This is a genomic window from Candidatus Nitrososphaera gargensis Ga9.2, from assembly GCF_000303155.1.
GTDB lineage: Archaea > Thermoproteota > Nitrososphaeria > Nitrososphaerales > Nitrososphaeraceae > Nitrososphaera > Nitrososphaera gargensis.
On record NC_018719.1, the window covers coordinates 1801644 to 1816009 of the forward strand.

Genomic DNA, 14366 nt, shown 5'->3' on the forward strand with positions numbered 1-14366 from the left:
ATTGAAATACCTCTACCTCATATTTTACCACATGAAAAGGCAGCTGAAGGCAAGCGACGTTTATGACATACTTGTCAGGATCCCTGAAGGCAAGGTCACGACCTACGGCGATATCGCCAAGGCTCTTGGGCACCCGCGGGCATCGCGCGCAGTTGGAAGGATCTTGAACAGCAACCCAAACCCGATTATCGTGCCGTGCCACAGGGTAGTCATGTCAAACGGCAGCATAGGCGGCTACGCGTTTGGCAAGGCAAGGAAAAAGGGGCTGCTGAAAAAGGAAGGCCTGCGCTTCATGGGCGACAACATGCTGCATGACTTTGCAGGATGTAGGGCAAACCTTGTGAAATTAAGCTAGCGGATCTTGGCTTCTTTTACAAGCTCGCGCAGGTGCGCCAGCGACCTTACTTGGCCGCCGTTGACCTTCTTGTACAGCTGCCAGTAGATTTCGTTGGTGATGTCCTTCCTCTCTTTCAGGACTTTGAGGTGGTAGCGCATGGACCTGACCTTGATTACATAGACTTCTTTCTTGCCGACCCTTGCCGTCTTTTTGCCTTTCTTTGAGCCGGGGCCTTTGCCGTGAACCTTCCAGACTGAGCGCTTTTCCATCGCCCTGCCCCTTGAGGTCCCTGCCGGCTGGACTGTCCATATTGCTCCGCTCTTTACAAGCGAACGTATATTTTCACGCGTAATCGAGTCTGCAACATCTTCAAGCCTGTCAGGCTCAAAGCGGACCCTGTTGGCTCCAACGCCAAGGATCCTTGCCACAAGTTCACGTTTTTTTGCAATGTTGACTACCATTTTATTCCTTATTCTCCTTCTCTTTTTCTTGTTCCTTCTTTGGTGCCAGAAGGCCTGCGTTGAGCACCTTGATGCCAAGCTCGTTGGCTTTGGCGATTATCTCTGTCCTCTTTCTCTTGCCTACGGTGTGCCCCAGCCTGGCGGCGTCCTTTTTCGGATCGAGCCTTGCCAGCTCGGCCACGTTGTGAACGACGTTGTCGGTATAGCCTGACGGGTGGAGGCCCCTTGCCGCTCTTGGGCCCCTGTAGCCGACTTTGACTATTGCCGGCATGCCCGACTTTTGCTTCCTCATCTTGTTATCCTTACCCTTGGGCTTCCTCCAGTTCTCAGCCAGTCTGTCATACCTCCAGCTCTCCTGCCTGATGAACTTGGGCCTCTTTTCGGCAACCTTTTTCCTAGCCGCCAGTAATTCCTCATTAATCACCATAGCGATACGTAGGACACAAGACTTGTTCATTACAATAAATATGTTACTGGCTTCTCTTGATCGCAAAGAGCGTGAGGGTGTAGCAGGATCCCTTGTACGCCACGCTGACTGAAAGCGAGACTGCCCTGCCGTCCTCGGCCGTCTTTGAAAGCCCGAGCGCGCCCCTTACCATTTCCACTTCTACCTTGTCAAGCCGGCGGGAGTAGTCCCACATCCCTGGATGCAGCTTGTTCGTGCTTGCCGCAGCCTCGAGCACCTCCGAAATGGCGGGCACTTCCAGCGCCTGCTCGTTGACGCTTGCGGTTTGGACGCTGTCTGCGCAGCCTTTTACTTCAAGCCATGCGTTCTCGAATTCCAACGCCTGTTTCTACACGCGAGTTCATTATATTGTTTTATTGAGAATAAGACATGTTGAATATTTAATAAGGAACAGCTACATCAATAACCATTAATCCGAAAAACGTCTTGTACCAAGACGCGATTGTGGTGAATAATGCGTGGCAGAATCGACCGTGAGCATCGATGGGGAGAATGAGAGTCGGCCTATATACATGCCGGATGAGCTCATGCGCTTTATTCAGCGCGACACGTATTCACTCCTCATTAAAGGCTTTGCTGGCACCGGTAAGACCACGCTTGCGCTCACTATCTTGAAGGCGCTTGAAAGCAAGAACAACTTTTTCTACATCTCGACAAGGATCTCGCCAAAGCAGCTTTTCCAATACTACCCATGGCTTGCGAAATTTGTAGGGCAGCCCAGGCCAGCAAACCCCGCGGAAGCGCCGGATCACGGGCTGATGACAAGTTTCGAGGACGCAAGGCTCGACGAACCCGAATCGCTCTTTGAGCGCATCACCAACCAGCTGATGGACATCAAGTCGCCAGTGATCATCATTGACAGCTGGGACGCAATCGCGTCGTTCATGGATAAGGAGGCACGCCTCAACAACGAGAGGGTGCTCCAGACGTGGAGGGAAAGGGCAGGGGCCAAGCTGATATTCATAAGCGAGCACCCAGACGACACCACGCTTGACTTTCTTGTTGACGGCATCGTGGAGCTGAAGCAGAGCTACTACGAAAGCGTGCGGGTGCGCGAAATATTTCTGCTCAAACTCCGGGGCATACGTATTGAAAGGCCGTCGTACATCTATACACTTGACAACAGCGTCTTCCGCAGCTTTGTACCTTACAGGCCGATCAAGTTCAAGCCGGCGGCGGAGCCGTACAGGAAAAAAATTCGTATTAGCAACGGAATCGCGACAACTGACTACATCCGGAGCGGTTACCCTGTACTGGACAGCTCGCTTGGCGGCGGCTTTCCAAGGAAAGGCACAGTTCTGCTTGAGCTGGATCCGCATGTAAACGCTGTCGTGGCCATGGCTTTCCTCGAGAGGATCATATCGAACTTTATCTTCGACAACAACCCTGTGCTGTTCCAGCCATTTGATTGGATGGACCCGCATGCCATAATGGATTATCTGGAGCCGTCGATGCCTGCAGACAAAAAGGACCTTTTCAAGATATTATGGATGAGCAAGGTAAACGGCATGGCCGACAACATCATCACCATGCCGGGCAAAAAACAGCGCGCCGACCCGATCGTAGAAGCACTTGCCAAGATGAAACAAAAGCGCCCCGACAAATTGCTGCTCAACATCATGGGGACAGATATGATGCAGAGATCCTATGGCAGAAAGGGTATAAGGAGCGGGATGGAAAACCTGCTGTCAGACATCAGGACAAGCGCAGACCTCTCAATAGCCGTTGTAAGCCACTCGCAAGGGGAAGTGCTGGAGTATCTTTCAGAAGTATCAGATATGCACCTGTGCTTGATGATGATAAAGGACACGCTGTTCCTGCAGTCGCTCGTCCCGGCGTCGACCCTGTATGCCGTGGTGTTTGACGAGCACCAGATTGGCCTAGAGCCGGTCGTGTAGAGTGTTATATCAGTCACGTGCTCAGGTGGTAGTACTCGTCAGCCAGATTTTCTTCAATGCCTACAGGCAAAAGCTCTTTCATCTGATCATAGTATGACAGGAACCTGCTGCCCTTGGGCGTTATCTTGTAAAGCGTCTTGTCGCCGTTGTTCACTTCGTGCACAAGGCCGCTTTTGATCAGCGAGTCCAGGTACAACTTGCACTGGTCGTTGCTCAACATTGCCTTGTACATTATCTTGGTGCGAGTCTCCTCCTTGTTTACTGACTTTAGTATAGCTGCAATTACTTCGTATCGGCTACGGTTCTTCATTCGGCCGCCAGAGATACAACATACATCATATATCAGATATTTCATATAAAATACGACACCATGTCTCTGTAACAATCTTCTTTGTCAACGTTTTTTTGCTGTGATACTGCAAAACCTGCTCGCCTGATGGCATGAATTTTCATGTAAGCGAGGGCGGTGGGGCTTTTGTGAAAAGCGAAGCCAACTGCTTGTAGTGCGCGATGAATTTCTTGCCAAGATCGGTCGTCTTGTATATATAGCGCTTGGAGCTTGGGCGCTCCTGTATCATTTCAAGCATCCCACTATCTAACAGGAACTCCAGGTACTGGTTTATCTGCTTGGAGTTCAGGTTACAGCGATACATGACATGAGTCTTCCTTGCTCCATTTTCGCACATGAGCAGGATGAACTCTATTATCTCTAGCCATCCCCTGTTACTCCAGCCTGCTGCGTTTAAAGGCAATCTACTACAGAAACTCTATTCGTATTGGATTTAATGCTAAACGTACTTTCTAACCCAACAAGGGCATAGAAGAGATTTCTAAGTTGGCTGAAACACTACCGGCAAGGCGAGTCGACCGTCTTTGACAAGGTGGTTCCTCCAAGCCTGCTCCGTCCTTGCCATACCAAAGTTGACGGCATAATCGATAAAGCAAGGAGAAAGGCTGACTATGTTCCTTATCTTTTTTGCCAGGCTTATCTGCTGCCGGATCCTTCGCTGCCCTTCCTTAAGTTCGAACAGCTGCGACAAAAGCTCGTCGATAGGCTCGCCGGCCCTTATCTTTTCAGCCCTCATTGAGAGGAGCGGCCTCATCCTTTTTTCATATTCTGCGTTCTGCTTTTCAAGCAACTGCAGGTAGAGCTCGATATTGTTCTCCGAGGGCATCGCCGCCGCGGCTTTCCGCTGACCTATGCCCTCATAGATGTCTCTTGAAGACCAGATGAGGGTGAGTGGCAGCCTAATCCCAAGCTTTCCGCTGACTATGCTTCCATCGACAAGGTAGCCTATGCCTCCCGTCCCTGACGCATAGCAAGAGATTCCAAGGTCCCTTGCAAGCAGCAGCGGGATTGGGATCGCGCGAGGCGACAGGTCATGGATGTTGTTGCAGCCACCAAGGTCGAGGTTATTCTGGCGGCCGAGGTTCAGCTCCAGCTCTTTCTTGCACGATATGCACGGGCCAGCCAGCACAAGGTCGCCGTTCTTGCTCACTATTTTTACAGACGCCTTGCTTCCACATCTGCAGTGAACCCAGACGGGCGCGTGCAGGTACGAAGAAGGGCTGACGCCTGTGTCGATCCCGCAGCTCATAAACATGTTCTCTGCGCGCCTTAGCGCGTCAGAGTACCTGGCCGAATTCGAAATCAAGAACGCAAAGCCGTCCTCAAACACTGAGGATATTTCTGATAGCCTGACAAATAGCGTGCTGTAGTTCCATGCTCCATTGACGACCCTTGACATGAGAAACGAGTTCAGATCCGCGTGCGATTTGGCCCTTTCGTACGAAGCTTCGACATGCTGCCAGAACTGCTCTAAATTGTCGATAAACACACTCCTCATGTCTGCGCCTGCAGTGCTCTTGATCCATGATTTGACCTGACGCTTCCAGTTATGCACAACCAATTCGCTTGGTACCGGCATGTTGCAGACCATCTGCCAGCGCTTTGATTCGCTGACGGGCAGCCGTAGCTCCATCACGCCAGAGGAATGCTGCATGCTGGGCAGCTGCGCAAGCCTTACCCAAGACTCGTCAACAAAGTCATGGTCCACCACGAGAAAGAGGTTGACTATCCTGCTGCTACCGCCTCTGTCAAGCTCTTCAATGGCATCCTTTAAAGTTTCAAGCAGGACTATTTTCTTAAAGACCCTGCCGTATGCAAAGAGGTTTGGCTGGTGCGTAGAAACGACTATCCTTGCCGCGGGGTCATCCAAAAGCTCGATGCTACTTCTGACATGCTCTGTGAGCGTGCCGGCCTCAGAATGGAATTTCTTGATAAACGACTTGAGCACCGCGCGGTTGCGCAGGACAAAGTCTCCTGTCTGGATCTTTTGCGATGCTACGCGATTTACTGCATCGGCAAACTTTTCCGGTATTGACCCTGTAAACTCAGAAACAGCTGGATCATTTACTTGATTGAATCTAGCAAACAGTGCTCTTACTTGCAGTGGTGCTTGGTCGACTACTGCTAGCGGCGACATTTTCTTTCTCTGCCTGCTCTCCTAGATTAGCTCGATTATCTCCTTGGGCCTGGTCGCCCCGGCGATCTTGGGTATGCGGTCATTTGGAACCTTCCAGAGCTTGAACTCTTTGCCAAAGCATATCTTTAGCACTTCAAACGCTTCGACATAGTTTATCGATGTGTTGAGCCTGCTTTGCAGTGCGCGGTATTCTGCAAGGCCCTTGATCGCGTTTGCTTTCAGGTACAGCTTGCTCTGCTGCGACCAGAATATCTTGATAAGCTCCACCTTTTCGTCAACGACATCGGAAATGTCGTAATACACTTGCGGCTTGAAATCCTTGGTGAGTGGTATTTCATAAGACATGATGTTTGGGATGAACCTTCCTGCCTCAATTGTGGATGACGCGACAGCACGGTGGTCGTGGTGAACATCGCCAAGCGAATGGGTGATTATGAGATCAGGATCAGCTTTGTTGATAAAGAACTCGATGTGGTTTATGAGGTCCGTGCTACTGACGTTGAGCCTTGTGTCTTCAAAGTTGTCAATCCACAGCGCTTTTGCCCCGATGAACTTTGCAGACTGCATAAGCTCCTTTGTCCTCTGCTCTGGATCGCCTGAAGCCGCCCCACGTGTCAGGGTGTACATGAAAACGCTGTGCCCTTGCCTTGCGGCCTTTATCAAAAGTCCTCCGCAGCCCAACTCTATGTCGTCAGGATGCGCGCCTATAGCTAGAATGTTCACGAGTGCAACTCTCTATCGTGCTTATTTATCGATGAACTAACCTTCTTCTATTCGATTCAGTTTGTTTCTAGAAGCGTAGCTTGAACGATTCTAAGTAGAGAAAATTGCTCTTGAGTTAAAAATTGGGCGTAAAAGGCTTGAGTGGAATATGCAGGTAAAAACTTGGTTACAGAGACTTACAGACGAGTCTAATCTGTGGTTCAATGCGGTCAAGGCAGAAGATGAAGGGAGCTTTCAGAGCGCCATTTCATATTACATGAAGGACGCTCTGGAATGCATAAGGCAGCACTCGCTTGTCAGGGCAGCGCTAAGCTGTTCGTGCGCGGCCAACTGCCTAGCAAGGATGGGCGCGTGGTCGCCGGCGCGCATGCTGTATTCAGAGGCTGGCCGCCTTTATGTCGAAAATTCAGAAATTGCAATGTCCGAGTCGATAAGGGAGGCCCTCTGGTCGCTGCAGGAGGCTTTTGAAAATTATGCGCTTGCAGGTGATGACAGTGCAGCAGACACCGTGCGCGAAAGGTATGTCATGCTTGCTGCCAGAACAAGCCCGTTTTCAAGAGCAGGGCAGGTTGCAGAGGATCTGGAATCGCGCAGGGTGGAATCGATCAAGCCTGATCCAAGGAAGAAGGAAGCAAGCATTCCAGAAGAGCTGGCTGGCGAAATTGAAAACTTCGTGAGGGCAAGAAGGTCTGGCACGGCAAGGACCGACGACTCGTTTGACCCAAGCTATGTCATGAGATCGATAGGCGTGAACAACGGAGGCAGCAGGTTGGATGAAAAAAGTATTGCTAGTTAACTGGGACAGCTACCCAAATGTCATGTCCGGCGGGGTCTACTCGTGGGAAAAGACCCTTGTTGAAAGCATGACAGATTACGAGTTTACGGTCATAAACCTGCTTTCAAACCCAAACGTCAACGGCAAGTTCACCGTTCCTCCGCATGTAAAGCAGGTAATAGACTTGCCTCTCTTTGGCTCCAATAGGTACGAGGAATTCTACACCGATAAAAATAGGCCACTACTCGACAAGATAGCGCGCACCAAAGATCACATCATAGTGGAAGAGTTCATGCCGCTCTACAGGAAGTTCCTTGCAAGCATCTTCTCAAACAACTGCGACCCTGCAGAGCTTTCCCAGATTGTCTACCGACTCCACAGGTTCCTTTCGGTCTACGACTCTAAAAAGTGTCTAGAGCATACGCTTGCCTGGGAAACCTTTCTTGACCAGCTAGAATGCGACCCGCTCTACCGCGAGATGACCATGAGAGAAGCGCTGACTGCATTCCAGATTGTACAGCGCAACATGCAGATACTGTCTCTTGAAGTCCCCCGGGTCGACCTCGTGCACTGTTCCCTAGCATGGTTCCCAGCAATGATAGCAGTCTCAGCCAAGATAGAGCACGACTGCCCGATCATAATCACCGAGCATGGCGTGGCGTTCCGGGAGCTCCTGCTCTACTATAACGCGTTTCTGCGCGACGAGCCGTCCAACATTTTCTGGAAGCTCTTTTCCGCAAACGTCGTTCGGACGGTGTATTCTATGGCAGACGTGATCGCACCAGTCTGCTATGCAAACGCAAAGTGGGAGGAGAGTCTGGGGGCCGAGCCGTCCAAGATCAAGGTGATATACAACGGCGTGGATGCGACCAAGTTCCGTCCACTGGACTTGAAAAGAGAGGACACGCGGCCTACAGTTGCCTGCATTGGCAGGGTCGACGTCTTCAAAGACATTGTGAACCTCATCCAGTCGATACGGTACGTCAAGGACCGGGTGCCTGACATCCAGTGCCTGATCTACGGCGCGTCAACGGATCTAGAGTACTCGCTCAGGTGCGTCAACATGGTGTCTGCCCTCGGCCTGCAGGGGAACATCCGGTTTATGGGCAAGGTCAAGGACCCAGAGATAGCCTACAATGCGGCCGACGTGATTGTGGTAAGCAGCATCACAGAGGGCTTTCCGTTTGCCGTAATTGAAGCAATGGCGTGCGGCAAGGGCATAGTCGCCACGGACGTTGGCGGCATAAGGGAAGCCCTTGAAGGCTGCGGCCTCTTGGTCAGAAGTAGCCACCCGCAAGAGCTTGCAAACGCAATAGTCCAACTCCTGCAGGACGAGAACCTGAGGTCAAGGCTTGGGGCGGCCGCTCTTGAGCGGGCCCGGAAGGGCTTTACGATAGAGCAGTCGCTTGGCCAGTACCGAGAGCAGTACAAGCGCTTGACGGAGGCGCAGCAAAGCCGCGCGCCGGTGGCAAAGGAGGAGGTGGCAGCAGCCCAGTGAGGATCGCAAAGGCACTTGTCACAGGAGGGGCCGGCTTTATAGGAAGCCACATCGTGGACGAGCTGATAGCAAGGGGCATCGAGACCTACGTCATCGACAACCTGAGCACTGGCACGCTCAACAACCTCGTGCAGCATCGCGGCAATAGCCTGCTCCACTTTATGGCCGGGGACGTCAGAGAAGCGGAAGCGCTCCTACAGGATACGAATATCGACGTCGTCTTCCATGAAGCGGCCATAGCCAGCGTCCCCAAATCGGTAAGCCATCCTCTGCTGGTACATGACGTAAATGTAAACATGACTCTACACCTGCTGAACTATTGCGTCAAGAGCGGGGTCAAGCGCTTCATCTTTGCCTCTTCGGCGGCGGTTTATGGAATATTGGAAAGCAAGGCGACTGAGGACATGGCATGCAGGCCAAACTCGCCATATGGCGCCGGCAAGCTGGCGATTGAAGACTATTTACACGCGTACAGGCGGACATATGGCCTTGAAACTGTGATGCTGCGCTACTTTAACGTCTACGGCCCGCGCCAGATCTACAGCGACTACAGCGGCGTCATCACGATTTTCATAAACAAGCTGCTCGAAGGCGAGCGGCCAGTCATATTCGGGGACGGCCTGCAGGTGAGGGACTTTGTACATGTCAGCGACATCGTGCAGGCAAACATGCTGGCAATGGATTCTGCGGCTGCAGTCGGAGAGATGTTTAACGTCGCATCGGGCAGGGCCACTAACATATTGGAGATGGTCAAAATCATAAAGAAACTGATGGGCGCCACGGACATCGAGCACCAGTTTGCCCCGCCGAGGCCAGGCGACATGAAGCTTGGCCTTGCATCGATTGACAAGATACGGGCGGTGCTGGGCTACGACCCAAAGATCCAAATACAGCAGGGGCTGAAAGGTGTGATCGAGTCAATAAGCAAGATACAGGTGCCGAAAATACAACATGCCGGTGAGGCGACCTAGTAGATGGAATCGGTTCAAGAAAATAAAGAAATTTCAAGAGAAGCAAGGGTGTTTGCAAACAAGACTGCAAGGTCCATAGCCGAGATCCAGCAGAGCGTCAACAACATGGCCGATGTCCTGGTATTCCTCGAAGTACTCGGCTACGACGACAGGACTGCAAAGAGGAATGGCTTTGAAAACCTCTACGAGCTTGCAAAGTATGTCTACAACTTTGTCGATGCCTATGATGATGACGACAAGTCTCACACGTCCAACTCCTTTGCAATGGAGGTACCAAGCACAAAGAAGCGCCTTGCGGAAAGCCTTAGCATGATATTCCCGTGGCTGGGCTCGCTCGTGCTCCTGTTCTTGACAGGCGTGTCGCTCTGGATGGCGTGGGACCTTCCAGCCAGCGTGACGACCGCGTTCTTGGCCGGCGTGTTTCTGGGGCTGGTGGTGACCGAAGGGCTGCTGCAGAACTATAACCGGTTGTTCTCGTTCTACTATTCTCAGACTAACATTGGAGAAATAAAGCGAAGCATCGAGAGGAGCTATGTCCTTGCCGGCGTGATACTATCTGGCACCGTTGCCCTGCTGTATGGTGTATCAGAGCTTGCAAACATCCCGCTTGAACTTGCCATGATAGCGGCCGTCAGCACGGTAACGATTTCGCTCCACAGGATAAGCTATGTCATAATGTATGCGCTCAAAAAACTGACGCATATCGGGATCTCCTATGCGATCGCGCTTGGTGTCCTTGCCGGCGTGTTCTTTCTTGCGCCGGACGCCATCCCTGACGTCACCGTGCGCTACTTTGCCGCCCTTGGCAGCGCGTTTGCAGTGCTCTCTAGCTTTGCGATGTACCACCATTACAAGATAATGGGCAAGAGCTCGACTTCGATAGTTGCCAAAAATGCTCCACATTTTTACAGCCCGCTGACAGTCAACGACAATACCATTACATCGCGCTTTGGAGTGCAGCTGTGGGAGTGCCTGCCGTATTTCATGTATGGCACATTCTACTTTATCTTGCTTTTTGCCGACAGAGCAATATCGTGGTTCTTCAACCCTGTATCAGTCACCGCCGCAAACGGGACAATTCTGCCGCTGTCCTTCAACTCTATCTACCACATCGGGGCAGACCTCGCGCTTCTCGTGATACTTCCAGTCGCAATAATGCAGTATGTCATAACGTCGCCTATCTATGCGCTCGTGCACAACCGCGCAATAGTGCTAAAGGTATCGGAGAACAAAAAGATCGATTGGTTCCTGCAATACAGCTACCACAAGCTGATGGCTGCGTCAATCGCGGTGTCTGTTGCCGGCGCGCTGATACTGAATTTGGTGGCTCCTGCGATAATAATTGGATACCTTGGGGGCTCTGAAGTCAGCATGCGCATACTGACCTTTGCTTCGGCTGGCGCAGTCTTTCTTTCAGTATTCGCTGCAAATGGAGTCTTTATGATATTCCTTGGCAAGGTAAAGGCACTGGCGCAAGTGTCGCTTGCAGCAGCGTTTATCGTCATTGTGGGGGGCACGTTCCTTGCGCAGTATGGTGGCTTTGAAAATATAGTGATCGCGTACTTGGCCGCCACAGTGTTTGCTGGCATGGCATCGACTGTTGCAATGAGAGTGGCGATCAGAAAGGCAGCCAGCTTACTTTTTGCGCGCTACATCTGATCGCTATATTTCTAGAAATAGTCTGGCACAAACGAGCCTTTTTCTACTCTTCTGCCATGCAATGCTTTTTCGTACACCAAGTACGGCACATACACCTCGTTCCAGTACCTCATGCATACGAGCCGCTCATAGCTGTTGATCTTGACTTCTTGGCCCAACACGGTGTTGCGGAATACGATGTCCGGTTCGTTGACGCCGGCGGCCGCGCGCATGGGGCATGTGGCTGAAAAGCGCGGGTTTATTTCAAACACCACCGGCGCCTCGCCTTCAAGCTTTGCCTGCACATTGATCGGGCCGGAAGCGCCGAGCTTTAGCGCAACGTCTTCTGCGGACCTGCACACACTGTGGTAATGGTCTATAAAGGCTTTGTAGGTCTGACCATGCTTGATCATCTTGCGAATCGATATTGATGACATGGCATATGTGGAGTTCCTGTCGATCGTGACCCCTGTAGTGAATTCATCGCCAGCCAGGTACTTTTGAACAAGAGGTCTCCAACCGGCCCTTTCAATAGCCAAAATGGAGCTGTCCATCTCTTGCTTGCTCTTTGCAATATAGAAATGGAGCGAGCCATATCCCTCTCTCGGCTTGACGACAACCGGGAATCCAAACTCTCTGACGAACGCGTCACGCTCTTCTGGGAGCGACGAGGGCGCGCACGCAAGGCCGTTTGCCCTGCAAAATTCATAAGTTGCCCACTTGTCCCTTGCGATAGCGAGCGCCTCAAGCGGCCCCGTCAAAAGTTTTGCTCCTGTCTTCTCTATCGCCTCTTTTGCGCCTGCCAGAGCCAGCAGCTCATCGTCAGATCCGCAGAAAACCGCCTGCACGTCGTTGTCGCTGCATACCTTTGCAACGCTGTCAATATAGTCCGGCGATGACACCGGGGGAACTAGAATGCCGCTGTCGCAGCGATAAAGGCCCGCTGCAAGCGGGCTCATGTCGGCCGCAATTATTGTATACCTGATGTCTCCCTTTTTGCTTGCAAGCTTAAGCGACTTTATTATGCCTTGGGCTACAATACTGCCAGCGGCAGTCACTAGCACCCTTGCATTCATCTGAAACCATGGGATTGCTGGTTTATCTGCCTTGACAGCTATACATTATATTTTCTAGAAGCATCCTACATGCAATACATTTTAACCGCCACGCCAGATCAGTATTCCTGTTGTTGCAACTGGAGCGGTCTGCTGCAAAGGCTAATGCACCTGATTTTCTCAAGCAAATTGGGCTGGCATTAGGCGCGCTGCAGGCAGAAAGACAAAAGAAAAGCATAGCAGGCGGCAAGGTCAATGGCGGGCTAGTGGAAATACAAAAGCTGGAGAAACTTGCAGTTGTTAGCGACCTGCATGGCGATTCAAAGTCGCTCTTCCGGATCCTTTCAGAATTGAACTATGAACAGTTCCTGTCTGACCCAATGAACAAGCTTGTGTTCCTTGGCGACTATGTCGACAGGGGAAGCGATTCTATGGGGGTGATGTACGCAGTATGCCACCTCAAAAGCACGTATCCCGACTCGGTAGTGCTCATGCGGGGGAACCACGAAGCACCGGCCGAGTTCCCGTTTTCATCTCACAACCTGCCTTATGAAATCGAGGAGCGCTTTGGAAGCTGCAGCAAAGAAGTCTACCAGAGACTGCTGTCAATGTTCAAGTTGCTCACGCTTGCTACGGTGGTCAGGCAAAAGCTGCTGCTGGTCCACGGAGGGCTTCCGACTGAAAATGCGACAATGGAATCGCTAGCCACTGCACAGGAGAATCATATCAGAAGCAGGGTGCTTGAAGAGCTGCTTTGGAACGACCCGCGGCAGATCGACATCGAGCCGGGATGGGAAATGTCAAGGAGGGGGCTTGGAAGGCACTTTGGAAGCGGCGTATCGCGCATGTGGCTTCAGAGGTCAGGCGCAAAGGTGATAGTGAGAGGGCACGAGCCCTGCCAAGGGTTCAGACTGGATCACGACGGCGCTGTCATGACGCTCTTTTCATGCAAGGAGGCGTACCCAAAGTTCAAGGCCGCGTACCTGGCCTTGACTGCAGGCCAGCTTGATGATATTAATGACGCAAGAGATCTGTCGCGCTATGTCAGATTTCCAGAGTTGCTTTGATCTCTTTACACCTTTTTCGAAGCGATACTGTGGATATGTCAGCCACTTGGCATATCTCTACCTGGCGCAGGAACTCATTGCAGTTCTGCGACGCAAGGTAAATGACCGCGCCTGCGAGCGCTCTCGGGTTCTTGCCAAGCGAGATTCGGTTCTGCTGCACCATCGCATAGATACGCAATGCCTCGCGCTTTGTCCGCTCGCTCAGGTCAAGCCTGTTGGCTATCAGTGTCACATAGTCAGGGCCGTGCAAGACAGGCATCTGCAGTGACAGCTCCCTCAGGATGAGCTTGTAGTGCGCCATCACGTCCTTGCTTGATAGGTTGCAGACGGCTGCAACATCCGCTACAGTCTTTGGAGTGGCAGTTTCCCTGCATGCAGCATAGAGCGACGCCCCGACAAGACCGAGCGTCGACCTGCCTTTTGCCAGCTTTTTTAGCGCGGCCTTTCTGTAAATGTAGGCTGCACTTTCCATCACCGCCTGGCTAAGATACAGCTTGTCGCCAAAGTTGTTCAGGAACTTGAGCGCCTTTTCCAAGTTCCTAGAGATCGAGTCGTTGAGCTGCGACCTGTTGTTCCAGGTGCGCAGCCTCTGCATCTTCATCTTTTGCGCCGGCTCGAGCATCTTGCCCCTTGCATCAGTGTCGTCAAGCCCTATTAACGTCGAGAGCCCCTTGTGGTGTATCACAAGCGATTCTGGCATGCCGGTCCTCGTCCTGTCGCTGTACTCTGAAGGATTTGTGGTGCCGGCCGTGCTGTCTGCGTGCAAAATCCTGTCGTCTGCAACGCAGCCACACGAGCTGCAAACAAATTCGCTAGAGACCATGTCAAATATCACTGTCTCACTCTCACATTGCTTGCAATACGTTAGATTATTATCGTTAGAATGTATTTGTTGTTCAGCTGATTCCATCGCAACTACGACGCTCACTCTTTTATTATCTCTAATTTTTCTAGAAATCAGAAAATTCCGAATCGCAATAGAATTCTACAA

The 14366-nt window shown here is 51.7% G+C and carries 16 protein-coding genes; 7 read left to right on the forward strand and 9 right to left on the reverse strand.

The window, feature by feature from the left end; translation table 11 throughout:
* Position 1: 1 nt before the first annotated feature.
* A complete protein-coding gene (locus NGAR_RS10815) occupies positions 2 to 355 on the forward strand; it encodes an MGMT family protein (protein ID WP_015019773.1) in 354 nt (117 codons plus the stop codon).
* On the opposite strand, the gene NGAR_RS10820 is transcribed toward NGAR_RS10815, so the two are convergent.
* The 3 genes from NGAR_RS10820 to NGAR_RS10830 are packed head-to-tail and all read right to left on the reverse strand — an operon-like array spanning position 352 to position 1583.
* Entirely contained in the window at positions 352 to 798 is a 447-nt protein-coding gene (locus NGAR_RS10820; protein WP_015019774.1) for a 50S ribosomal protein L19e, read from the reverse strand. The genes NGAR_RS10815 and NGAR_RS10820 overlap by 4 nt on opposite strands.
* 1 nt (position 799) lies before the next feature.
* The gene (locus tag NGAR_RS10825; RefSeq protein WP_015019775.1) at positions 800 to 1225 is read right to left on the reverse strand and encodes a 50S ribosomal protein L32e; all 426 of its coding nucleotides are present in this window, start codon (positions 1223 to 1225) and stop codon (positions 800 to 802) included.
* A 43-nt stretch (positions 1226 to 1268) separates the two neighbouring features.
* Positions 1269 to 1583 carry a hypothetical protein gene (locus NGAR_RS10830; RefSeq protein WP_015019776.1) on the reverse strand — a complete coding sequence of 105 codons (315 nt, stop codon included), beginning with the start codon at positions 1581 to 1583 and terminating at the stop codon, positions 1269 to 1271.
* 139 nt (positions 1584 to 1722) lie between these two features.
* Between NGAR_RS10830 and NGAR_RS10835 the strand changes: the two genes are divergently transcribed.
* Positions 1723 to 3162 carry an RAD55 family ATPase gene (locus NGAR_RS10835; protein WP_148681327.1) on the forward strand — a complete coding sequence of 480 codons (1440 nt, stop codon included), beginning with the start codon at positions 1723 to 1725 and terminating at the stop codon, positions 3160 to 3162.
* A 13-nt stretch (positions 3163 to 3175) separates the two neighbouring features.
* Here NGAR_RS10835 and NGAR_RS10840 read toward each other — a convergent pair whose 3' ends face one another.
* The 4 genes from NGAR_RS10840 to NGAR_RS10855 form a co-directional block, all read right to left on the reverse strand.
* Positions 3176 to 3472: a winged helix-turn-helix domain-containing protein gene (locus NGAR_RS10840; protein WP_015019778.1), complete on the reverse strand. Its 297-nt coding sequence runs from the start codon at positions 3470 to 3472 to the stop codon at positions 3176 to 3178.
* 139 nt (positions 3473 to 3611) lie between these two features.
* Positions 3612 to 3914, reverse strand: a complete 303-nt coding sequence (locus tag NGAR_RS10845) for a winged helix-turn-helix domain-containing protein (protein ID WP_015019779.1) — start codon at positions 3912 to 3914, stop codon at positions 3612 to 3614.
* Positions 3915 to 3992: 78 nt separating this feature from the next.
* Positions 3993 to 5648 (reverse strand): hypothetical protein, encoded by a 1656-nt coding sequence (locus NGAR_RS10850; RefSeq protein WP_015019780.1) that lies wholly within the window; start codon positions 5646 to 5648, stop codon positions 3993 to 3995.
* 21 nt (positions 5649 to 5669) lie between these two features.
* Positions 5670 to 6371 carry a PIG-L deacetylase family protein gene (locus NGAR_RS10855; protein ID WP_015019781.1) on the reverse strand — a complete coding sequence of 234 codons (702 nt, stop codon included), beginning with the start codon at positions 6369 to 6371 and terminating at the stop codon, positions 5670 to 5672.
* Between the two features lie 148 nt (positions 6372 to 6519).
* On the opposite strand from NGAR_RS10855, the gene NGAR_RS10860 reads away from it, so the two are divergent.
* The 4 genes from NGAR_RS10860 to NGAR_RS10875 are packed head-to-tail and all read left to right on the forward strand — an operon-like array spanning position 6520 to position 11274.
* Entirely contained in the window at positions 6520 to 7167 is a 648-nt protein-coding gene (locus NGAR_RS10860) for a hypothetical protein (RefSeq protein WP_015019782.1), read from the forward strand.
* Entirely contained in the window at positions 7145 to 8644 is a 1500-nt protein-coding gene (gene pelF / locus NGAR_RS10865) for a GT4 family glycosyltransferase PelF (RefSeq protein ID WP_015019783.1), read from the forward strand. Before NGAR_RS10860 ends, pelF begins: the two co-directional genes overlap by 23 nt.
* Entirely contained in the window at positions 8641 to 9615 is a 975-nt protein-coding gene (locus NGAR_RS10870; RefSeq protein ID WP_015019784.1) for an NAD-dependent epimerase/dehydratase family protein, read from the forward strand. The genes pelF and NGAR_RS10870 overlap by 4 nt, the downstream gene beginning before the upstream one ends.
* 3 nt (positions 9616 to 9618) lie before the next feature.
* Complete coding sequence (locus tag NGAR_RS10875) at positions 9619 to 11274, forward strand: hypothetical protein (RefSeq protein ID WP_015019785.1); 1656 nt, start codon at positions 9619 to 9621, stop codon at positions 11272 to 11274.
* Positions 11275 to 11285: 11 nt separating this feature from the next.
* On the opposite strand, the gene NGAR_RS10880 is transcribed toward NGAR_RS10875, so the two are convergent.
* Positions 11286 to 12329, reverse strand: coding sequence for an ATP-grasp domain-containing protein (locus NGAR_RS10880; RefSeq protein ID WP_015019786.1), 1044 nt, complete (start codon positions 12327 to 12329; stop codon positions 11286 to 11288).
* A 110-nt stretch (positions 12330 to 12439) separates the two neighbouring features.
* On the opposite strand from NGAR_RS10880, the gene NGAR_RS10885 reads away from it, so the two are divergent.
* Positions 12440 to 13375 (forward strand): metallophosphoesterase family protein, encoded by a 936-nt coding sequence (locus tag NGAR_RS10885; RefSeq protein WP_228369158.1) that lies wholly within the window; start codon positions 12440 to 12442, stop codon positions 13373 to 13375.
* Here the strand turns inward: NGAR_RS10885 and NGAR_RS10890 are convergent.
* Positions 13353 to 14303, reverse strand: coding sequence for a transcription initiation factor IIB (locus NGAR_RS10890; RefSeq protein ID WP_148681329.1), 951 nt, complete (start codon positions 14301 to 14303; stop codon positions 13353 to 13355). The genes NGAR_RS10885 and NGAR_RS10890 overlap by 23 nt on opposite strands.
* Positions 14304 to 14366: the final 63 nt, after the last annotated feature.

Excerpts from the sequence above, each read along its gene's own strand:
- NGAR_RS10820 (WP_015019774.1), bottom strand. The coding sequence starts at position 798 with ATGGTAGTCAACATTGCAAAAAAACGTGAACTTGTGGCAAGGATCCTT.
- NGAR_RS10825 (WP_015019775.1), bottom strand. The coding sequence starts at position 1,225 with ATGGTGATTAATGAGGAATTACTGGCGGCTAGGAAAAAGGTTGCCGAA.
- NGAR_RS10840 (WP_015019778.1), bottom strand. The coding sequence starts at position 3,472 with ATGAAGAACCGTAGCCGATACGAAGTAATTGCAGCTATACTAAAGTCA.
- NGAR_RS10850 (WP_015019780.1), bottom strand. The coding sequence starts at position 5,648 with ATGTCGCCGCTAGCAGTAGTCGACCAAGCACCACTGCAAGTAAGAGCA.
- NGAR_RS10860 (WP_015019782.1), top strand. The coding sequence starts at position 6,520 with ATGCAGGTAAAAACTTGGTTACAGAGACTTACAGACGAGTCTAATCTG.
- pelF (WP_015019783.1), top strand. The coding sequence starts at position 7,145 with ATGAAAAAAGTATTGCTAGTTAACTGGGACAGCTACCCAAATGTCATG.
- NGAR_RS10875 (WP_015019785.1), top strand. The coding sequence starts at position 9,619 with ATGGAATCGGTTCAAGAAAATAAAGAAATTTCAAGAGAAGCAAGGGTG.
- NGAR_RS10880 (WP_015019786.1), bottom strand. The coding sequence starts at position 12,329 with ATGAATGCAAGGGTGCTAGTGACTGCCGCTGGCAGTATTGTAGCCCAA.